Below are 20,904 nucleotides of genomic sequence, written 5' to 3' on the forward strand. Positions count from 1 at the left end.
AAATGACTGCTAGCAAGCCACGTATCGCTCTTGTCGGATCCGGTCAGATGGGCTCGCTGCATGCGCGGGTCATCGCGCAGTCGCCGCTGTGCGAGTTGGATCTGCTGATCGAGCCGCGCGAGGAGCAGGGCAAAGCTGTTGCTGCGCGGTTCGATACGCGTTGGGCCGCCGATTTCGACTCGCTCGACGGTATCGACGCCGTCGTGATCGCCGCTGCTACGCCGGCGCACTACGAGTTGGCCGGGCGGGTTCTCGATCTGGGGAAGCCTGTCCTGGTGGAGAAGCCGTTGGCTGCGACGTACGAGCAGAGCGTCGACCTGGTCGATCGTTCGCGCGCGTCCGGTGTTCCCCTGATGTGTGGACTGCTCGAACGGTTCAATCCCGCTGTCCGCACCGCCCGTGAGTTCTCCGGCGATGTGTGGCAGGTGAACGGTATCCGCCACTCGCCGTTCGTTTCCCGCATTCCGACGGGTGTCGCGACGGACCTGCTGATTCACGATATCGACCTTGCCATCGGATTTGCCGGCTCGGAACCCAGTTTGGCAAAAGGGGAGTTCGGCTACTTCCACCCGACATCCGTGCAGAACCGGTCGGAAGATTGCGCCGACGCCGTATTGCGCTTCGGATCAGGTGCTGTTGCAACGATTTCCGCGAGCCGGATCAGTCAGCGCAAGATTCGCCAGCTGTCGTTGCTCGAGGCCGATCGACTCATCGAGATCGATCTCTTGCGTCGCGACATCACGATCTACCGGCACATCGACGACAACATGCCCACCGATCGGGACGGCTACCAGCAGCAGACGGTCATCGAAATTCCGACGATCCGCTACAGCGAGGAACCGCTTGCCGCGCAGCTGACGCATTTCCTCGGATTGGTGCAGGGCACCGGTGACGCAGACGGTGAGCGAGCGTCGATTCTGCCCGCTCACCGCGCGGTTCACGAGGTGACGGAATCTGCGTTGGCTGCAGCGTTGTCGTCCTGACCGCTGCGTCGGCGTCGGAAGGCCCACGCTCCTTGAGACAGTGCCAGGAGCAATCCGACGCCGGCGACAGTCCAGCCGAAAGTGCTTCCGGGTGGACTGAATTCGATGGTGAGGGCGGATCCGGACGTGGCACTCGGCGGTAGATCGACCTGCAACAACCCGCCGGGGCTGGCCTTCGTCTCGACCGTCTGACCATCTACGGTCGCGCTCCAACCCGGCCAGGCCAGCAGGGCGAATGTGACCGTGCCTGATCCGGTGTATTCGACGGTTTCCCTGGTGTCCGTAGCGGCGGCATCGCCACGCACGTCGAGACCAGGCGTCGTTGCCGATACGCGACCGTCGGGCCACTGATGCTCGGTGGTGCGATGGCCGACCGTGACCACCCGATCCGGCGATACGGTCCACTCGCCCTCCGGTAGGGCGTCGAGGGCGCGTTTTCCGCCGTACGGTCCGGAATTCTGAACGACGACCGTGTCGACTCGCATCGCGTCGAGCCAGGACACACCCGTTCCCGGCGACTCAGCGAGCAGTCGGTCGACGCCGTCCGGACACTGGACACCGCCGTAGTAGTTCAAGCACAGTGCTTGAACGAAATCGTTGTAGCTGATTCCGGCGTAGCTGTTGACGGCATTGACTCCGGCAGGCTGCCAGGTGTTGCCGAACAGGAGGTCACCCCACTGCCCGGTTTCGTTGTCCGGCGGGATGTTGACGGGGTCGGCAATCGCGAAAGTGGTTCCCTGGTAACGGTCCTCGAACTTGGACTCCAGGAATGCCACCTGCCGGGGGAACTTCCACGGTGTCACGTTGTAGTTTCCGGTGAACCAGAAATTGGTCTGAGCACTGAGCACGACGACGATGCCGACAGCGAGTGCACCGGCGAGGTAGCGGGGCTTTCGGTAGGCCACGACCAACGCGAAGACGGTGAGAACCACGGTGATTATCAGTGATGCCGAGTGAATACCGATGTCTTCCGGGACATTCGACCAGGCAAGATAGAACTGAAGTGCCAACAATCCCGCGGTGATGATTGATCTTGTCCGGATTCGATCACGATGCAGTCCGGCAGAGAGGGCGACCGCCGTGACCACGATGGCGGGCAGTTGACCGTACTCGAGCAGTCGCGCGGGCCAACGGAAAAGCCACAGATTCGACGGTCCGAGAAGTAGTACGACGTAAATTCCGCCGAAGACGAACAGCGAGACGCTGTGGCGGCCCAACTTCTTCAGTGACTTCCACTGAATCCACGGTGCGAGCGGTATGAGGAACCAAGCCAGGTACACCAGCGGAATCGTCATGGCAGGCGAAGCGAAAGCGGTGACGTACGGCTGGTTCGACGGGCCGGAGAGGTTGAGCAGGTCACCGAGATCGGGTCGAAGCGAACCGTCGTTCGCGATTCCGGACTGAGTACGCACCGACACGCCGGTGGTGAAGAGCAACGGTAGATACACGATCAGCGACATCATGATGATCGCTGCCGCGCTGATCATCAGTGATTTGATGCTGCCTGCGCGTTTGATTGCGATGCATTCCGCTATGACAGCGAGGTAGACGACCGCGACACCGACAGCGCCGTACGGGTTTCCGGTGGTCATCGCAAGATAGCCGAAAACGATCGGTACCAGGGGGTTCACTCGGCCGAGGGCGCTGGCGCGGGTAGACCACCAGACGTGGGGGATCCAGGCGAAGGCGATCAGCCCGGACGCCCAACTGGAGGCGTCGAAATAGAGCGTGTATCCGGCGAACGGCATGGCAAATCCGGCGATGAAAGCCATCGACCGATTGGCGCCGTACTGGCGGGCCACCAGATAAACGCCTACCGCGAGAATCGCCATGAATTGCATCTTGACCAGGGTGATTCCGATTCCCAGGTTCGGAATGAGTGCAATGGCAACCGAATCCAGAAGGATCACGGGATTGTATGTCCCGTAAAGGGCTTCGGCTGTGACATTGCCGCCGGCCCACAATTCGGGGATGAGCGTCGGCCATGACCCGGACAGGATTCGCTCGCCGATCGTGTGCCAACCAGGCGTGAAAGCTGCTGCGCTGTCGTCCCAGTAGTAGAACCACCGATTGGAGATCAGTGGGATGGCGGCGACGATCGACACCAGAGCGGCGAGAAGAATTGGCGGCACCACGCGTTGTGCGAGCGGTAAGTCAGATTTCACGATGTGCTTTCGTCTTCGAGTCGATGGCTGTTGTTCGGAGCCTGGGTCGTGCTCTTTTTCTCGGAGCCTGGGCTGCGCCTTGTTTCTCGGAGCGTAGTATTCCGACGAGTTCGAACTGCAGTCGGGGAAGTAAGGAGATCGGGACGTGGCGACATCGCGAACGGAACCCGTTCGTGGGGAACCAGCTACGCCGGAACTCTCGGTGATCATCCCCGCATACAACTCAGGCGAGGTGCTGGAGTCGACGGTGCGTCAATTCGCCGAGTACTTCACCAGCCGCCCGGCCGAGAGCGCCGGTCAGGTCGAGATCATCGTCGTGGAGAACGGTTCGACGGACAACACTGCCGACGTGTGTGCTGCTCTGGCAGCTTCCTGGTCTTGGCCTGGAGTGACCTTCCTGCCGATGAGCAGCGACAAAGGGATGGGCGCAGCGCTTCGCGCCGGGACGCTTGCTTCTCGTGGACGACGCGTGTTGCTCACCGCGGACGACCTTCCGTTCGGTTTCGGTGACATCGAAGGCGCCGACCGCGTGATGGCGGATCTAGGGTCCGTCCCGCCGGTGGTCATCGGTTCAAAGGCTCATTCGGACTCAGAGGTGGAACGTGGCTTGCTGCGTTCGGTGATGACGGGTGGATTCGCGACGCTGCGACGGGTGGTGCTGGGTACCCGCACGGGCGACCCCCAGGGAACTTTCATCGTCGACGGTGTCTTGCTACGTCGAATCGCACCCTCGCTGACCGAGCGTGGATTCCTTTTCACCACCGAATTGGACTACGCGCTCGAATTGGCTGGGGTGCGCCCGGTCGAGGTCCCGATCCGACTCAGCGACGATCATCTGGCGCACGCGAGCCGTATCTCGCCCAAGGACGTGGTCCAGATGGCGAAGGGTCTGTTGTCGCTTCGTCGGCGAAAGACCGAGCTGCGCTCCGCCGCTGCAGTGAGTAATCACGGGTAGACCTGGTGTGACTCGGTGCCCGGGGCGCCGAGGTGCGGATTCGCGATACCCTGCGGGGCGTGGATACCGTGAACACGACCGATGACCAGTCCGATTCCGGAGTCGAGTTGATCGAACGCTGCGCGACGTCGGATCGACTGCTGGCGCAGCGGACGTTGTTCACCGGAACTTCGCCCGTCGCCAGTGACGAACTGTATGCGGTGACCAAGGTCGGTATGTCGACGCGATCGCGGTTCGAGTTGCGGCTTCAGCCGGGCGCGGTCGCGCACACCAATACCTTCTTCGGTCGTTTTCCGGCCAGCTACTGGCAGCGCTGGACCAATGTCACCGAGGTCACCGTCACTGCACATGTCGTGGCCGATACCGCTTGCCGCATCCAGATCCAGGCCTCGGACATCGGTGGCCACCGTCGTATCGTGACGAACGTCGTCGTGACCGGCGACGAGCGAGTGTCCATGACTGCCCCGCTCGATACTTTCGTCGACGGCGGGGCACTGTGGCTGCAGTTCGAAGCGCAGGGTGGCGGCGCAGTGGTCGACGATGTGGAATGGACCGTCGTCTCGCCGGAGTCGATTCGCCCGGTAGCCGTGGCGATCTGCACGTTCAATCGTGCGGACGACTGTGCGCGCACGGTCGAGGCCCTCGCGTCCGACGAGCGTGTACTCGCGTTGCTCGACGCTCTGTACGTCGTCGATCAGGGAACGGATCCGGTAGAGAGCCGTGAGCTGTTCCAGGAAGTGTCGAAGAAGTTCGGTTCGCGGTTGCAATATCTGCGGCAGGCGAACCTAGGTGGTGCGGGCGGGTTCACGCGGGGCTTGTACGAGGCTTCGGCGGCCGGGCCGCACGCCGACGTGATCTTGATGGACGACGACATTCTGTGCGAGCCCGAATCGGTTCTTCGACTGAGTGCGTTCGCGAACATGACGACGGAGCCGGCGTTGATCGGTGCCCAGATGCTCTTCCTGTTCAACCCCGACTACCTGCTGGCTTCGGGTGAACGCGTGGATCTGGGCACGCTTCAGCGTGGTGTACCGACCGATGAGCACGGTGTTCGTAACCGGAGTGTGCTCGAGAAACTGCCGGAACGTCGCGTGGACGCCGAATACAACGGCTGGTGGTCTTGCCTGATTCCTGCTGAAGCCATCGAGCGGATCGGCTTGCCACTGCCGGTCTTCTTCCAGTGGGACGACGTCGAGTACAGCTTGCGGGCCGGGCGGGCCGGGATTCCCACCATCACGTTGCCGTCGGCTGCTGTGTGGCATGCGGACTTCTATTGGAAGGACGTCGACGGTTTCGCGCACTACTTCAGTACGCGCAACGGTCTGATCACCGCTGCGCTGGACCCAGGGTTTGCACCCAAAACCCTCGCGAAGCAGCTCTCCCGGGATATTTCGCACTCGATCGTGGGTTTGCAGTACGGCCTTGCACATACGCAACTCCGGGCGATCGAGGGATTCCTCGAGGGGCCGGCAGGTTTGGCGGACGGTGGGCAGAAGGCGCTTGCCGCGATCAACCAGGAACGTAAGCGCTTCCCCGAGACTGTGACCCGCCCGGCGTCGGAGCTGCCGGGCAGGTTGCCGATCCGCCGCGTTGCGCCCAGCCCGAAACCCGGTTTGTGGACGGACCTCGTTCTGGCGAAACGCGTTGTGATGCAGGCTCGCAATCACCTCGAGCGAGGTCCGGTGGCGATTTCGTACGAGGACGCGCAGTGGTGGCACGTCGGACGTTTCGATCACGTCTTCGTCACCGATGCTTCGCAGGGAGGCGTGCGTGAACGCCGCTTCGACAGCGAGAAGGCCGCCGAGATGAGCGGCCGCCTCGCCGGCGTCATGAAGAGGTTCCTCGCCGAAGCACCAAGTGTGGCTGAAGCATTCGCTCGCGAGTTTCCGCAGCTCACGAGTCGGGAGAACTGGGCTCGACTGTACGAGAAGTGAGCCTCAGCGCACTATCTTGACGACGACCTGCTCGTTGTCGACGGTGTACCCGAGGTATTCGAACGAGATGCCGGTGCGTGTGACGAACTCCGTCCACGCCCGGTACTCGTGCTGCTGCCACCCGGGATAGTTGAAGAATTCGTCGAAGACGACGATCGACCCGGGTACCAGGCGGTCGCCGAGGAGATCGAGCACCGTCTTGGTGGACGAGTAGAGATCGGCGTCGAGGTGCAGGAACGCAACGGGGCCGGGTTCGTCGTTCAGGAACGAGGGCAAGGTGTCCTCGAAGAGGCCCGGAACAAGTTGCGCTCCAGGCACTTCGGGGATGGATTCCTGTGCGAACTCGCCGACCGGGAACCCGGTGCGCCAGGTCTCCGGAAGGCCGGAGAACACGTCGAAACCTGCGACGGTCCCCTCGCGTTCGGTGAAAGCCTCCGCGACGATCCTGAGTGTGGTTCCGCTGGCGACGCCGAATTCGAGTGCCATGCCGGGTATTTCGATCAAGCCCAATGCGTGGCGCAGCGTGTCGTGCGGGTGGCCGAATGTCTCCGCGACTCGAAGGTGTTCGAGGATGAACTCGGCAGTCGACGCTGTCGCTTCCAGATCCACGGCGTAGGCCAGATCCCGACGCTGGCGAAATTCCAGCTCGTCGATCCTGGACCGGAGGCCCGCGATGTCACCGCGGGCCTCGGCCAGTTCGTCACGTGAAAGTGCCAGCGCGTCGAGGATCTGTTGCGTGCGATCTGCGTTGCGCCGGTCGGCGGCCTCGACCACCTCGGATACCGCACGCTGAAGCTTGGTTCTGGCGCTGGAACGGAACTGCTCGAACATGGCAACCTCTCGTCGGGATCACCCCCATGCTGCCAGGCTTTGTTCGCTACCGGTCCCGACCGCGGTAGTGACTCTTGAGTTGTCGGGAGATCACCTTGATCTCCCGCGTCCTCTCTGCCTGCAGACGAGCATCGCTTCGCGCGGCGTTCCATGCATTCTCTCGCTGTAGTTTCCGGTAGCTCGCGAGCCTCCGCTCATCGATATCGCCACGCCCGAGTGCGCTCAGGACTGCGCATCCCGGCTCGGAGTTGTGTGCGCAATCGGAGAACCGGCACTCTGCAATCAGCTCCTCGATCTCGGGGAACGTCTTGTCGATCCCCTCCGCCGCGTTCCACATGCCGACCCCTCGCAGGCCGGGTGTGTCGATCAGTGTCCGGCCGCCGGAGAATGAGATCAACTCTCTGGTGACGGTGGTGTGGCGTCCCTTTCCGTCACCGGTCCGAACGCGACCGGTCTCGAGTCGATCGGCGTCTGTGGTGTCCGCGAGGAGGGCGTTCGCGAGCGTCGACTTACCGGCGCCTGATGGACCGAGTATCGCCACGGTGCCGTCCAGAACTGCATCGAGTACATCCATTCCTTCGTTGGTCTCGGCACTGACGGCCAGCACTGTTGCGCCGGGCGCAATGGCAGTGACCTCGGCGAGAGTGTCGGAGATATAGTGAGCTGCATCCGATTTGGTGAGTGCGACGACAGGGGTTGCACCACTTTCCCAGGCGAGTGCGAGTAGTCGCTCGATGCGCCCGAGATCGACGTCGCCGTCCGAAGCCGTGGCGATGACGACGGTGTCGACATTGGCCGCCAGAATCTGGCCTTCCGATTTTCCGGATGCCGAGGATCGAACGATGCTGCTTGATCGAGGGAGTATCGAAGTGACCGTGTGCATCTCGGGTTCGCGTGAGTCCCGTAACTCGGCCACGGCGACCCAGTCACCCGTACAGAGTGGATCGCTGCCGCTGAGTGCGCGAACTGTGCCTTCGGCGACGGCCACGTCACACCGCCCCCGGTCGGCGCGAAGAACGCGCCCGGGTGCGGAGTCCGGTGGGGCCAGGGCAGTGAATGTGTTCGAGAGTGTTGCGTTCCAACCGTATTCGGTCAGGGGCGCGCTGTTTTCCGGCATGGTGAGTGTGTCCTCGAGTACGAAGAAGTGTGAATGTTGACGGTGCTGAAACTGCGGAACACGACAGTCATCAATACTCACTCCTCGAAAATCTCAGGACGCACCATGCGTCGGATCAGAATCGTCTCAGCCGCAGACGCGACTGTGCAACTGAATTAACTCGGGGCGGCCGACTTAACTCGGACGTTCGAACTTCTCTTCCCGGCCGAGCTTGCGCAATCGCATCCACTCGCGCAGTCCGGCCGGATCGCGGCGTGTGATCAGGAAGTACCAGCCGAACCGAACCCATTCCTGCGGAAGCAGTTTCCGCATTCCCGGTTGGGAGAGGATGTATCCACGGTTGCGGTACGTGAAGTAGCGCTTCGTGTCGTTGTCGGGGTACTGCGTGTGCATGCGTCCGCCGAGGATCGGCTTGAACTCGTCCGCGCCGTTGGGGTGGACATAAGCAGTTTGCAGGCAGGTACCGAACTTCAGGCCGGAGCGCACGAGGCGACGGTGTACCTCGACCTCGTCGCCGCGGACGAACAGGCGTAGATCCGGAACTCCGACGGCATCGATCGCGTCGGCGGTGAACAGTGCGCCGTTGAAGAGGGACGCGATGCCGGGCAGGAGATCCTCGTCGCCGAGCTCGGAACGCAACCGGCGCCACGACGTGCCGCGGCGAAGTGGGAAGGCAAGGCGGTCGGGGTCGTCGATGTCGCAGACGACGGGGGAGACCTCGGCCAGGTCGTTCCGAATTGCACAGTCGAGCAGTGTTTCCAGGACCTCAGGCCCCTCCGGGCGGCCGTCGTCGTCGGCGAGCCAGACGCGGTCGGCGCCGAGTGAAAGCGCGTAGAGAATGCCAAGAGCAAATCCTCCGGCACCGCCGAGGTTGTGCTGAGAACCGATGTAACTGGTCGGCAGTGGAGCGTTGTCGACGAGCTCTTTCACATCGGCTTCGTCGGCATTGTCGACGACAACCAGATGATCGAGCGGACGCGACTGGGTGCTGAGAACCTTCAAGGATTCGGCCAGCAGTTCACGACGCTTGTGAGTGACGACGACCCCGATGATTTTCTCGGGTGCGCTCACGGGGTGTTCTCCCGTTCCATTTCCTTGATCACGTGGCGCACATGTTCGGCGGCGTCGTCACCTTCGTAGGCGCGTACGACGTCTTCGATGTCGCCTTGCATGCGGATCTGGCCGTGGTCGATCCACATCGCACTGTTGCACAGCTGAGCGAGGAATTCGTTGGAGTGGCTGGCGAATACCAGGATGCCGGAGCGTTCCACCAGCTTCTGCAGCCGGATGCGGGCCTTCTTCATGAATTCCGCGTCGACGGCACCGATGCCCTCGTCGAGAAGCAAGATCTCGGGATCGATACTGGTCACGACGCCCATGGCAACGCGAACGCGCATACCGGTGGAGTAGGTACGCAGTGGCATGGAGAGGTATTCACCGAGTTCGGTGAATTCGGCGATCTCGTCCATCTTCGCGAGCATCTGCTTGCGGGTCTGACCAAGGAACAGGCCGCGGATGATGATGTTCTCGTACCCGGAGATTTCCGGGTCCATGCCGACACCGAGGTCGAAGACGGGTGCGACGCGTCCGCGAATGCTGGCGGATCCCCGGGTCGGTTCGTAGATTCCGGAGAGCAGGCGCAGCAGGGTGGATTTGCCGGCGCCGTTGTGGCCGACGAGCCCGATGCGGTCGCCTTCCTTGAGCGTCATCGTGATGTCGCGGAGCGCTTCGACGACGACGACATCGGAGTCGTTGCGGCCGATGGATCCTCCGGCCTTGCCGAGGAAGGCCTTCTTGAGCGAACGGGATTTCGCGTCGAAGATCGGGAAGTCGACGCACGCGTTCTGCGTGTGGATGCTGACTGGCTGACTCATGTGTTTCCTCTAGACCCAGTAGGGCACGCGTGCCCGGTACTTGCGGAGTGCCAGGATCGCGACGGCCCAGCCGACGACGGTGAAGGCGATGACGATGTACCAGTGGTATGCCTGCTGGTCGGCTCCGATGAGTGGTGCTCGGATGATCTCGAGGTAGTGGTACAGCGGGTTGAGCTCGGCAAGCCGGACCCGTTCCATGGCTTGCCCACCCTGGTCCTTGAGAGCCTGCGTCGTCCACATGATCGGCGTCAGCACGAACAGCAGCAGGGTGAGGCTGCCGAGGATGGGGGCGATGTCGCGGTACCGGGTGGAGAAGATACCGAAGACGATCGAGACCCACAGCGTGTTCGCGACGATCAGCACGAATGCCGGTATTGCCGCGAGCGCCGTCCAGCTCATGTTCTGCCAGATACTGAACGCGAACAGAAGAACTATGTAGATCGCGAAGTTGTGCGCGAAGAACAGCACCTGACGCCAAACCAGGCGATATACGTGCACACTCAACGCCGACGGCAACTGCTTGATCAGGCCCTCGTTGGCGATGAAGACCTCGGAACCTTCGAGAATGCTTGCACTGATCAGGTTCCACACGATCAGCCCGACCGTGACGTACGGCAGGAACTCCTTGAGCGGAATGTTCAGCAACGCGGAGTACAGAAGACCCATCGCGGCGGCCTGAACGCCGGTGGCGATCGTGATCCAGAACGGTCCGATCACCGACCGGCGGTAGCGCTGTTTGATGTCCTGCCAGCCGAGGCTGAGCCACAACTCACGCTGATTCAGACCGTCGCGAAGGTCTTTGAACGCACGACGGAACGTCTGGGAGTCGGACACGGGCGCGGGTGCGTCCGGCGTCTCGGATTCGATTGCGGATGCTGACACGGAGGTCGAGCCTACCGGCCTGGCGTCGGCGCCGGATTTCCCGCGGACTTCGTGGTGGTCCGAGTTACAGATACTGGCCGGTTCCTGGGCTCTGTTGGTCCGGATGGGCAGGCGAATGCGGAGCCCCGATGCTCATGCCGGGAGGCAGTGCGCCCTGACGCATCTGTTCGAGCTGAGCGCGCGCTGCCATCTGCTGCGCGAACAGTGCGGTCTGAATTCCGTGAAACAGTCCTTCGAGCCAGCCGACGAGTTGGGCCTGCGCGATTCGCAGTTCGGCGTCGGAGGGAATGGAGTCGTCGGTGAACGGGAGGCTCAGTCGCTCGAGTTCTTCACGGAGTTCGGGTGCCAGGCCTTGTTCCAGTTCTCGGATGGACGAGGTGTGGATGTCCTTGAGGCGCTTGCGGCTGGCGTCGTCGAGCGGCGCGGCGCGCACTTCTTCCAAGAGTTGTTTGATCATCGTGCCGATTCGCATGACCTTCGCCGGCTGCTCGACCATCTCGGCGACGGACTCGGCTTCGGATTCCGCGCCTTCGGTGGTGCCGGAGGTGGAGGCCTCTGCCTCGGCCGCCGGCATCGCGACGGGTCGACCGTCGGGTCCGATAACGAGTACCTGCTCTTTGTCGGGGTTCGTCATGCTTCCATCTTGTCGTGTGTGGGCGACAAACGCCGCGTAACCCCCAAAAAGTTAGCTATCGAATAACTGTACTGACGGGTAATTGGGTGACTGCCTTCGACTAAGCGGGCGTCTGCACCTAGAGTGTCGAGCATGGCTTACGACGTTGCCCGCGTACGGGGGTTGATTCCCTCACTCGGTGACGGCTGGATCCACCTCGATCCGCAGGCCGGAATGCAGATCCCGGACGCCGTCTCGCGGACGGTCTCCACCGCGTTCCGTGCCTCTGCATCTTCTTCCTCCGGTCGCCACGTCTCGAACCGTCGTAGTGCTGCCATTCTCGAGAGTGCGCGCACCGCGGTCGCCGATCTGGTCGGCGGAGATCCTGCGGGAGTCGTTCTCGGATCAGACCGAGCGGTGTTGTTGGCTTGGCTCGCCGAGTCGCTCAGTTCGCGGTTGGGCCTCGGAACCGGTCTCGTACTCTCGCGCCTCGACGAAGAGGCGAACGTCGCGCCCTGGCTTCGTGTGGCCAGTCGCTACGGCGCTCAGGTGCGATGGGCAGAGGTCGAAATCGAAACGTGTGAGCTCCCGAGTTGGCAGTTCAACGATCTCATCACCTCGACCACTCGATTGGTGGCCTTGACGGCCGCATCACCGGTCGTCGGTTCGGCTCCGAACGTCCGCGCCGCAGCTGATCGTCTGCACGAATTCGGCGGACTGATGGTGGTCGACGCCGTCGGTGCAGCGCCATATGCGCATGTGGACATGGCTGATCTCGGGGCGGACATCGTTGCCGTCAGCGCGCCGTCGTGGGGCGGTCCGCAGGTGGGCGCACTCGTCTTCCGCGATCCCGGACTGCTCGACCGAATTCCGGCCGTGTCGCTCAACCCGTACGCGCGTGGCGCCGAGCGACTCGAGGTGGGCGGTCATCAGTTCGCGCTGCTGTCCGGTCTCACGTCGTCGATCGATTTCCTGGCGGGCTTGGACGAATCGGCAACGGGAACCAGGCGTGAGCGCCTCGAAACCTCGATCAGCTCGCTGCAGGACTACCAGGACGGTCTGTTCGATCACCTCATGCGTTCTCTCGCAGCCCTACCCAACGTGATGGTGATCGGCGGCGCACCCACGCGGGTGCCGACGCTCAGCTTCACGCTCGAGGGCATGGCGGCAGACAAGGTCGCCGCGCATCTGGCCGACAAGCGCATCGCGACGGTCAGCGGTACGCACGGCGGTTCCAGGCTGCTCGACGCCCTCGGTGTCAACGACGAAGGCGGCGCGGTCACCGTCGGCCTTGCGCCGTACACGACGCGGTACGAGATCAATCAGCTGGTCGCCGAACTCGGCGCCCTGGGCTGATCGATCCCGCTCGGCTCACTTCACGGTGAGGATGACCTTGCCTACGGTTTCCGGCGAATCCAGCAACTGATGGGCTAATGGCGCCTCGGTGATCGGAAGTTCGGTCGACACGATCGGTTGAACCGATCCGTCTGCGATCAACGGCCACAACTTCGCGCGGACGTCGGCGACGATGTCCGCTTTACCGCCGGGGCCGGTGAGCGGACGCCCACGCAGGCCCGTCGACGTGATGTTTCCGCGCTTTCCCATCAGCTTGGCGATGTCGACTTCGCCCTTGCGGCCACCCTGCATTCCGATGATCACGACGTGGCCGTCCATGGCGAGTGCGTCGACGTTGCGCCCGAGGTACGACGCTCCCATGTTGTCCAGAACCACGTCGGCGCCGTGGTTGTCGGTGGCTTCGGCGAGTGATGCTACGAAGTCGCTGTCGCGATAGTTGATGAGAATATCCGCGCCCAATTCGCGGCAGCGGTTCAATTTGTCCTCCGAACCCGCGGTAACTGCGACGCGGGCGCCGAGGGCTTTGCCGACCTGGATGGCGTGGGTGCCGATTCCGCCGCCACCGCCATGGACGAGGAGGACCTGTCCGCGTCGTAGACCTCCGCGCATTACGACGTTGGACCACACCGTGCACGCAACTTCCGGCAGGGACGCTGCGACACGGAGATCGACGCCAGCGGGAACGGGGAGAAGTTGTGTTGCCGGGACCGCAACCTTCTCGGCGTAGCCACCGCCGGCCAGCAGTGCGCAGACTTCGTCGCCGACGGACCAGCCGGTGACGTCTTCGCCGAGTTCGGTGATCACACCCGAGCATTCGAGGCCGAGAATGTCACTCGCGCCGGGCGGCGGCGGGTAGAAGCCTTGACGTTGGAGCAGGTCGGCGCGGTTGACTGCGGTCGCGGCGACCTCGACGAGTACGTGCCCGCGAGGTAGTTCAGGATCGGGCTGCTGCGCCCATTTCATGACCTCGGGACCGCCGGGCTGATCGATCGTTATGGCGTACATGGATACGACGCTAGCGAATCTCCCCGCTGACGGGTGTTTTGCCGCTACCGTCGCGGACGTGACTTACTTCGGGAACATGCAGAACGAGATTTATCTGACGGGACTGAGCGGCGCGAAGCCGGCTTTGCCGATGACTGCGGCAGGCTTGGAAGATGCCGCGCGCGAGCAACTCTCACCGGAGGCCTTCGGGTACATCGCCGGTAGCGCGTCGACCGAACGAACCGCGGTGTCGAATCTGCGGGCGTTCGACAAGCATGCGATCGTGCCGCGGATGTTGCGGGGGACTGCGGCGCCCGACGCGCGTGATCTGAGCGTCGAGGTGTTGGGGACGCGGTTGGCTGCACCGATCCTGACGGCTCCGGTGGGCGTGCTCGGCTTGGTCCACGACGACGCCGAGGTTGCGGTCGGTTCGGTCACTGCCGAGTTGGGGATCGGATCGATTCTCTCGACGGCGGCATCCTCGACCATCGAAGACGTAGCGGCGGCCTCCGGCGAGAACTGGTGGTACCAGCTGTACTGGCCGGCCGACGACGAACTTGCGGAGTCGTTTGTCCGCCGAGCGGAGACGGCGGGCGCGAAGGCTATCGTCCTGACTGCCGACACTCCCGGTATGGGTTGGCGTCCAAGGGATCTCGAGCTCGGCCACCTTCCGTTCCTGCAGGCGAAGGGTATTGCCAACTATCTGTCGGATCCGGTGTTCCGCGCCAAACTGGCGACGCCGCCCGAGGAGAGCGCAGAAGCGCTGCAGATCGCGGTTCTCACGTGGGTGTCGTTGTTCGGTAACCATGCGGTGCGGATCGCGGATATCGCGAAACTTCGCCAGTGGACGACACTTCCGATCGCAGTGAAGGGAATTGTCCATCCCGACGACGCACGTGAGGCCGTCGCGGCCGGCGCCAACGGCATTGTGGTGAGCAACCATGGTGGGCGTCAGGTCGACGGGTCGATTTCGGCACTCGACGCTCTCGGTCCCGTCGCTGATGCGGTGGGGCATGAGGTGGACATCCTGATGGACTCCGGAATTCGTTGTGGCGCAGACGTAATCAAGGCTCTGGCCTTGGGTGCCGACGCAGTGCTGTACGGGCGGCCGTGGGTGTACGGGTTGGGATTGGCCGGAGCGGACGGAGTGCGTCATGCGCTCCGGAGTCTCTTGGCCGACCTGGATCTCACCATGGGACTGGCGGGGCTGGCATCGGTCGCCGAAATCGACCGTTCGATCCTGATGTCCAATTCGTGACTTTAGGGTGAGTCTTACTGTGACGGGCGGACACAGGTCTAAACTTGGAACCTGTGACAGCTGAAGCGACAACCGAGGAGACATCGCAGGCGGCGCACGGTGAGACACCGTGGCTGACGCCATGCGAGATGCGTGCATGGCGCGGCTACATGGACGGTAATCAGCGCCTCATGGAGGTTCTCAACCGCGAACTGCAGGATTCACACGACCTGTCGTTGGCCGATTACCGCATTTTGGTCATGCTCTCGGAGTCAGCTGACGGGTCGTTGCGGATGAGTGACCTGGCAGACGGCGTGCTGTCTTCGCGGAGCCGCCTGACGCACCAGATCAGGCGGATGGAATCTCAGGGCATCGTCGTGCGCGACACCTGCGTCGAAGACGGGCGCGGCGTGCTCGCGCGGATCACGGAAGAGGGTAGGCGTCGCCTCGCCGAGGCGGCACCTACTCACGTGGCCGGCGTGCGGAACAATCTGGTCGATCTGCTGACTCCCCAGGAACTGGACGTGCTGGCAGACGTCTTCGAGAAGGTCGACAAAGCCATCGGCGAGCGCTGACTCCGGAGCCGTTTTCGCGGTCCGTGGGAACACCCGATAGGATCGCCCACGGAAGCGTGGCAGAGCGGCCGAATGCACTCGCCTTGAAAGCGAGCGTGGCGTTAAACCCACCGGGGGTTCAAATCCCTCCGCTTCCGCCAAATGTTCGTTGTTCAAACCCAGCCCGCGCGAAAGCGTGGGCTGGGTTTTTTCGTGCCCTACGAAGCGCAGGAGCGTCGAGGAGTCGGATGTGTAGCAATCTTTGCCGCCCTGGGGTCGCCGGGTGAAGCAATGGCTTCGCCACTTCGGTGCTACGTCCGATGTTGCGGCAATCTGCCGGTTCTCGTTGTGCTGTGGTGAACGATCAGCCATTGCGGCGCTCGGCGACGAGAGTTCCAGGTGATCGCATCGTGCGGCTGGTGGTCAATTCGATTCCCTCCTTGGCTAGATGGGCTCGTGGTTTACGCGGCCTCCTTGCGCTTGGTGTCCGGATGAGCTGCGCGCCACCAATTAACTGTTGACCGTTCAATAAGTTTGCGTGGCCATATCGCCAGAGACCACGTTGCATTCAATCTGCTGAAATGCTCCGGATCGTGCCTTGTTTGCACGTTTGCTCGACTGTCACCAATGGGCGGATGGTCCAAGTTTGGTGACCAGTCCGGGCCCCAAACCCACTGTCAGTCCACGTCAACAAGCTGCGAACCAGCTTGCCGAAGCGCACGGGGACGTGCCTGCCGGTTTCACCGGCAATGTGCCGATCCCGCCAGATCCGAACGCGCCCGACGACCGATCGTTCCCGCAAAAAGTATGGGACACCGCGTGGGGTGTCGGGGAAAGTGCCGTCGACACAACAGTCGATAGCGTCGGAACGCTCGGAGATGCGTGGCGAAACTTCCTCGTAGTCCCGGTGCACGATGCCGCCGTCGATCCGTTCGGCTTCAATCGCGGCCAACGAGCACAACCTTCACCCGAGCATTCTCCGGCTGAGATCGCTGCCGCAGCAGCAAATATCGTCTCCCTCATTCCGATCGTAGGCACAGGAGGCAGAGTCGGCGGAGCTGCCGTGCAAGAAGCGGTGGAGGCTGTTCTGCGGCGCGGCGGAACCGCCGCAGACGCCGAAGCCGCAGGTCGCAGGGCAGCCGCCACCGCCGGTGAGGCCGGGAATAGAGCCCCTAGCGATCCGACTATTCCCGTCGGAGACAGACCGGCCTCGACGCCTGTGGGTGGGCGCGGAGATCGCGAAATAAATGTAAAGCCCGGAACCAATCGTCCTGGAATAGTCAACGGTCGTGAATATACGGGGCATGCGTTCGACCGAATGCAAGAGCGCGGCATACTCCCATCCCTGGTTGAACAGGCCATTCGTGAAGGGGTGGCGACCCCGAGCAGAGGAAACACGACCGTGATCTATGATTCGATAAACAACCTATCAGTTATCATCAATGAAACGGGCAGAGTTGTGACCACCTCATTTGGCAATTTATCGGGAAAGTGAAAAACATGACGGATCAATCAATTTACCGCCTGGAAGCTGAGCAGGTTAATCGCGATTATTGTGACGGAAAAATATCCTTGCATGCGCTAGTTGAAATATTCGAGAGGTACGTCAGAGAACGCGAATCGGAGCGTGCATCAGATTCCGAAACCCTGAGGGGGGCCTGGGGTCAAATTGAAATAATGAATGCAATTAACCAGGATGATCCTTCGAATTCGAGCAAAAATGAGTCGGAGGTGCGAGAAGTTATTCAAGAATTCTTGGACTTGCTTCCGTAGTCTCTTTTCTCGGTCCAGGGGCGACTAATCAAGGCAGGCTTTGACTCACTTGCGCGACCAGTGTCATGTCAAGTGACACTGGCCAGCAGTTGCTTATTGTGATGTGGGAGCAGATTAGGATTCGCAGGCTGACGGTTCAGACGTCTTCGCCTTCGAGGGTGGCCATTCATTTGCCCTGATCACCGATCACGACTACCTCGCCTACCGCATCCCAGTGGAACACGACCACATCCTGATGATTCCAGGTAAAACCGACTACCTGTACAGCAGCGCAGGCGTCCGTATGCCTGCCTGGCGTGTCACCTTGTCTTCGGAACAGAAGAAGTTACTTTCAGTATTCGAAAGCGCTCGTGACGTCGTCTCAGACGAACTGGACGTAATGGAGCAGAGCGACCGGCACGGCAACGCCGCCTAAGTCTGCAGCTCATCCCACTTTTCGAGCATCCGTCTCGTCTGGACAGTTAAGTTTGAATGCCATCCACTTGCCTCCGTCAAAATGATTTTCATTTTCAATAACAGAGGTGCGCCGAGTCCACCTCATTCGTTCGCCTCGGGGGTCGGTTGTGGATGCGTTATTACGCAGTGGCACAGGGAATTCCCGCACGCATCGGTGCCCGTTTGCAGTCCTCGCAAAAGTCGTCCGGGATAACGTCGCCTGTTCAACACTCGGCGACGAACGTGGCCACGGGAAACGAAAAATGCTCCGCCCCGCCACAGGAAGAGCGAAGCATCAATTCGACGGCGGAGGGTATTACCAGTTCTGAATGAAGAAGAACTGCTGTGAACCCCTCGCCGGGTTGAGTACGCCGAGAGAAATTTCTCCACCACGGGAGGCTGCTTCGTTGGCGAACTGGTCGAGACGTCCCCAGACGACGTTGGGGCCGCTCTCGAAGCGCGATCCTGGTGCGAGGCGCACGCCGATCTGGGTGGAGTTAGTGATGCTTTCGATCGCAGCGCCGGCATTGAGCTGGCCGAACAATGCCGTCTCACCCTGGTTCAGCTGCACGCCGATGCGCCCGTTGTCGGCGATCGGAGTAACAGCTGATGCTGCGCCCGCGCCACTGAGTGCGATGGCTGCGATACCGGCAGGTATCAATGCGGCCGCGGTAATCATCCTGCGTAGGTGCGTCATTCGGCTTCTCCCTCGTCGGTGGCCCACTCGAGTTGGCGCCTCCACGGGCCACTTTGTCTGATTCTTCCGGTAACAGTCAACGACATGTTGCAAACAATGAGCAATCCATTGGGTTGGTTTGAGATGCAGCTCACTACTGGAAATCCGTTGAAGAATAAACTGTTTCAGTGAAATTGCTGGTCAAGATCGTGAATGCCAGAGAAGCGCCCGGGCCGTCGTTACGTTTCCGTTACTGGTCAGTCTGGCTGCGAGAAGGACACGCACTCGGTCACCCAGAAACGCTGCGGCACAGGAATTGTCAGAGCAAGAACCCGCGCAGAGGGTCCTCCGCAGTTGAGCGCCACTGTCAAGCGGTCTTTCATTCTTCGAGGGCGCGCTGCTTCGGCAGTGGGCTCTCGACTGTCAGAACCGCACGGTGAATACCACGTGGCGACGCTCTCGGGCCGCGCGCTGGAAAAAGTCCGCCACTTCCTGAAGCCAGCCCCAGGCGTACCCGCGCTCGTCGGAGCCGTACTCCGGGTTGCGGTCGTCGAGTGGCATTGCGTCGTAGCGCACGCCGAACTCGGATTCGGTGATTTCCGCCAGGTACGAGGAGACTTCGGCGACCCGATCGGGTGCCAGGTAGGTGACGAGTTGGTCGTCGGTGTCGGTGTTGAGGTCTTCGTCCCCCAGGATCACGCCGTAGGCCGGCCAGTTCTCGGACACGCGCTCGTACCCCGTGCTGGAGAGGGCGCACAGGATCGGATCCCACGCCTTGTCCGTGTCGCACGAGAACTCGGATCGGCCCGTCTCCTCGATGTCCTCGACCAGAGCGCCGAGTTTGTCGTCGTCGCCGCGCGCGTCCAGAAGTTCCGCTGCCACGCTGTCTGACAGCGCGAAATGTACCCCAAGTTCCATGGCGTGATGCTAACGGCCGACCTGCCGCCGTCCCGCCGTCACTACAAGACGAATCGCCTTAGGTAACGATCCTGCTCTGCCTCCGACCGAAGTTACCCATGGTGGGCCTGCTGTCATACATACTTCATCGGTGATTCCGACAAAACGGACCGGCCTTTCTGTTGTATCGCTGGTGATCCTCGTCGTCGCGGGGTTGCTGGTCGCAGCCCCTGCCAGCAGCGCCGCGCCGCCGCCTGACTGGAAATACACAATGGTGGCGTTCAGCAATGCCAGCGACCGCGACATGGATGTCTACGAGTCGGCTGACGGCACCGGCTTTCAGCTCGTCCAGCAGTCGGCGTACAGGCCGCCGTCTGGGCTCGTGCGTGATCCGAGCATCTTCCGGAACACGGACGGGGTGTACTACCTCACCTACACGACGGGTGGTGGGGCGAACATCGGGTTCGCACGCAGCAGCGACCGCATCAACTGGACGCCGCTGGGGAACTATCCGGTTCCGTTTTGCTGCGCCTTGATGCCTGGCACGGGAGATGGCACCGGTTCTGCGAGCCCCCCGGGCTTCTCGGGTTCGGCCGGATTCAGCGACGGACCGTCGCTGTCACCATTCGTCACCAAGGCCTGGGCGCCTGAATGGTTTGTGGACGGCGATCGCGTCAACGTCATCCTGTCGATGTCGACCGGTGGAGGATTTGTGCCGTATCTGATGACGGCGTTGGAACCGTCGCTCCGGTTGTGGAGCCCGCCTGTTCCGCTCGCCGGGATCGGTGCGGACCACATCGACACCACCGTGGTCAAAGTCGGATCGACCTATCATGCGTTCACCAAGAACGAGACGAGGAAGGTCGTCGAGCATGCGGTCGCTCCTTCGGTGACGGGACCTTATTCGTTTGTCCCGCCCGGGAATTGGGGTTCGCTTGTCGAAGGTCCGGCCGTGGTTCAGTTGCCGAGCGGCGACTGGCGGATCTATCTCGACGCCTATACCGAAGGAAAGTATCTCTACTCCGACAGCACGGACGGGCTGAACACCTGGTCTCCTGTGCAAGAGGTTCCTGGGGTGTCCGGGACTGCACGGCATCTCGGCATCATGAGAGAACCGGCATAACATTCGACCCTGAGTTGGTAGGGCTCTGATCAAGGACTCCGGTCTTGGTCAGAGCCTTTTCTCGTACTTGCGTACTACTTGTGTGCGTCGTCTGCGCCTATCAGTGATTGACAAGCTAACGATGCGATGCCCGTGGGTCCGACGATTTCGCGCCGACCATGAAGTGAGTATCTCCGCGGGAGCTGTGCAGCGTTGCGCTCCCAGGCCCCGCTTGGGCGCCGTACTTCACGATTGATTGCCAGGTAATGCCTGTTAGTTTCATATTCAAGTACGCACACTGGCTTGATGCCCGCACTTTCTGCCTTCAGCTGCTCTGAGGCCCGCGGGATGCGGGTCGAATCCGATTTGCCGCACTGTTTCTGAGGGGTCTTCTCGTCCGTAAACGGTGACCTTGCTCATAGTGGGACCTAGGTCCTTTTCGCTGCTGATAAGCCTGTCGATATATATCTGTTACCGAAAGTTCACCCTAAATCCAAGATGGGGGAGATGGCGCACTGGCGGGCAAACAGGACGAT

Annotated in this window: 19 protein-coding genes and 1 tRNA gene; 10 read left to right on the forward strand and 10 right to left on the reverse strand. The window is 61.8% G+C overall.

Annotated features, from left to right (window positions below; all coding sequences use genetic code 11):
• The first annotated feature begins 2 nt into the window (after window positions 1-2).
• Complete coding sequence (locus P0M12_RS13400) at window positions 3-983, forward strand: Gfo/Idh/MocA family oxidoreductase (RefSeq protein ID WP_007731789.1); 981 nt, start codon at window positions 3-5, stop codon at window positions 981-983.
• On the opposite strand, the gene P0M12_RS13405 is transcribed toward P0M12_RS13400, so the two are convergent.
• Window positions 938-3,148 carry a hypothetical protein gene (locus tag P0M12_RS13405; protein WP_277377847.1) on the reverse strand — a complete coding sequence of 737 codons (2,211 nt, stop codon included), beginning with the start codon at window positions 3,146-3,148 and terminating at the stop codon, window positions 938-940. The genes P0M12_RS13400 and P0M12_RS13405 overlap by 46 nt on opposite strands.
• 145 nt (window positions 3,149-3,293) lie before the next feature.
• On the opposite strand from P0M12_RS13405, the gene P0M12_RS13410 reads away from it, so the two are divergent.
• Window positions 3,294-4,103 carry a glycosyltransferase gene (locus P0M12_RS13410; protein WP_054827093.1) on the forward strand — a complete coding sequence of 270 codons (810 nt, stop codon included), beginning with the start codon at window positions 3,294-3,296 and terminating at the stop codon, window positions 4,101-4,103.
• Between the two features lie 59 nt (window positions 4,104-4,162).
• Complete coding sequence (locus tag P0M12_RS13415; RefSeq protein WP_277377848.1) at window positions 4,163-6,037, forward strand: glycosyltransferase; 1,875 nt, start codon at window positions 4,163-4,165, stop codon at window positions 6,035-6,037.
• 3 nt (window positions 6,038-6,040) lie between these two features.
• Here the strand turns inward: P0M12_RS13415 and P0M12_RS13420 are convergent, their stop codons facing one another.
• The 6 genes from P0M12_RS13420 to P0M12_RS13445 all read right to left on the reverse strand — a co-directional run bounded on the left by P0M12_RS13420 (window position 6,041) and on the right by P0M12_RS13445 (window position 11,375).
• Window positions 6,041-6,868 carry a class I SAM-dependent methyltransferase gene (locus P0M12_RS13420; RefSeq protein WP_065455073.1) on the reverse strand — a complete coding sequence of 276 codons (828 nt, stop codon included), beginning with the start codon at window positions 6,866-6,868 and terminating at the stop codon, window positions 6,041-6,043.
• Between the two features lie 46 nt (window positions 6,869-6,914).
• The gene (rsgA, locus tag P0M12_RS13425) at window positions 6,915-7,985 is read right to left on the reverse strand and encodes a ribosome small subunit-dependent GTPase A (protein WP_277377849.1); all 1,071 of its coding nucleotides are present in this window, start codon (window positions 7,983-7,985) and stop codon (window positions 6,915-6,917) included.
• A gap of 174 nt (window positions 7,986-8,159) precedes the next feature.
• Window positions 8,160-9,056, reverse strand: a complete 897-nt coding sequence (locus P0M12_RS13430; protein ID WP_007731778.1) for a glycosyltransferase family 2 protein — start codon at window positions 9,054-9,056, stop codon at window positions 8,160-8,162.
• The gene (locus P0M12_RS13435) at window positions 9,053-9,859 is read right to left on the reverse strand and encodes an ABC transporter ATP-binding protein (RefSeq protein ID WP_007731776.1); all 807 of its coding nucleotides are present in this window, start codon (window positions 9,857-9,859) and stop codon (window positions 9,053-9,055) included. Before P0M12_RS13435 ends, P0M12_RS13430 begins: the two co-directional genes overlap by 4 nt.
• A 9-nt stretch (window positions 9,860-9,868) precedes the next feature.
• Window positions 9,869-10,741: an ABC transporter permease gene (locus tag P0M12_RS13440; protein ID WP_064442976.1), complete on the reverse strand. Its 873-nt coding sequence runs from the start codon at window positions 10,739-10,741 to the stop codon at window positions 9,869-9,871.
• A 64-nt stretch (window positions 10,742-10,805) separates the two neighbouring features.
• A complete protein-coding gene (locus P0M12_RS13445; protein ID WP_003943894.1) occupies window positions 10,806-11,375 on the reverse strand; it encodes a bacterial proteasome activator family protein in 570 nt (189 codons plus the stop codon).
• Between the two features lie 132 nt (window positions 11,376-11,507).
• On the opposite strand from P0M12_RS13445, the gene P0M12_RS13450 reads away from it, so the two are divergent.
• A complete protein-coding gene (locus P0M12_RS13450) occupies window positions 11,508-12,710 on the forward strand; it encodes a cysteine desulfurase-like protein (protein WP_007731767.1) in 1,203 nt (400 codons plus the stop codon).
• Between the two features lie 15 nt (window positions 12,711-12,725).
• On the opposite strand, the gene P0M12_RS13455 is transcribed toward P0M12_RS13450, so the two are convergent.
• Entirely contained in the window at window positions 12,726-13,715 is a 990-nt protein-coding gene (locus P0M12_RS13455; RefSeq protein WP_007731765.1) for an NAD(P)H-quinone oxidoreductase, read from the reverse strand.
• Between P0M12_RS13455 and P0M12_RS13460 the strand changes: the two genes are divergently transcribed.
• From P0M12_RS13460 to P0M12_RS13480, 5 genes are all read left to right on the forward strand, one after another.
• Entirely contained in the window at window positions 13,714-14,952 is a 1,239-nt protein-coding gene (locus tag P0M12_RS13460; protein ID WP_044480920.1) for a lactate 2-monooxygenase, read from the forward strand. The genes P0M12_RS13455 and P0M12_RS13460 overlap by 2 nt on opposite strands.
• A 128-nt stretch (window positions 14,953-15,080) precedes the next feature.
• Window positions 15,081-15,506: a MarR family transcriptional regulator gene (locus tag P0M12_RS13465; protein ID WP_020968140.1), complete on the forward strand. Its 426-nt coding sequence runs from the start codon at window positions 15,081-15,083 to the stop codon at window positions 15,504-15,506.
• A 50-nt stretch (window positions 15,507-15,556) separates the two neighbouring features.
• Window positions 15,557-15,646, forward strand: a tRNA-Ser gene (locus P0M12_RS13470).
• A 485-nt stretch (window positions 15,647-16,131) separates the two neighbouring features.
• Window positions 16,132-16,980: a DUF4258 domain-containing protein gene (locus P0M12_RS13475; RefSeq protein WP_277377850.1), complete on the forward strand. Its 849-nt coding sequence runs from the start codon at window positions 16,132-16,134 to the stop codon at window positions 16,978-16,980.
• 492 nt (window positions 16,981-17,472) lie between these two features.
• Window positions 17,473-17,673 (forward strand): hypothetical protein, encoded by a 201-nt coding sequence (locus P0M12_RS13480; protein ID WP_003943904.1) that lies wholly within the window; start codon window positions 17,473-17,475, stop codon window positions 17,671-17,673.
• Between the two features lie 336 nt (window positions 17,674-18,009).
• Here the strand turns inward: P0M12_RS13480 and P0M12_RS13485 are convergent, their stop codons facing one another.
• Together P0M12_RS13485 and P0M12_RS13490 are read right to left on the reverse strand one after the other, a co-directional pair.
• On the reverse strand, window positions 18,010-18,390 hold the full coding sequence (locus P0M12_RS13485) for a hypothetical protein (protein WP_020968146.1): 381 nt from the start codon (window positions 18,388-18,390) through the stop codon (window positions 18,010-18,012).
• 402 nt (window positions 18,391-18,792) lie between these two features.
• Window positions 18,793-19,287: a DUF1877 family protein gene (locus P0M12_RS13490; protein ID WP_020905815.1), complete on the reverse strand. Its 495-nt coding sequence runs from the start codon at window positions 19,285-19,287 to the stop codon at window positions 18,793-18,795.
• Window positions 19,288-19,537: 250 nt separating this feature from the next.
• Here P0M12_RS13490 and P0M12_RS13495 point away from each other — a divergent pair, with 250 nt between their 5' ends.
• Entirely contained in the window at window positions 19,538-20,389 is an 852-nt protein-coding gene (locus P0M12_RS13495; RefSeq protein WP_228402308.1) for a glycoside hydrolase family 43 protein, read from the forward strand.
• Window positions 20,390-20,904: the final 515 nt, after the last annotated feature.

Origin of the sequence: Rhodococcus sp. RCBS9 (assembly GCF_029457415.1) — a bacterium.
Classification (GTDB): domain Bacteria; phylum Actinomycetota; class Actinomycetes; order Mycobacteriales; family Mycobacteriaceae; genus Rhodococcus_F; species Rhodococcus_F qingshengii.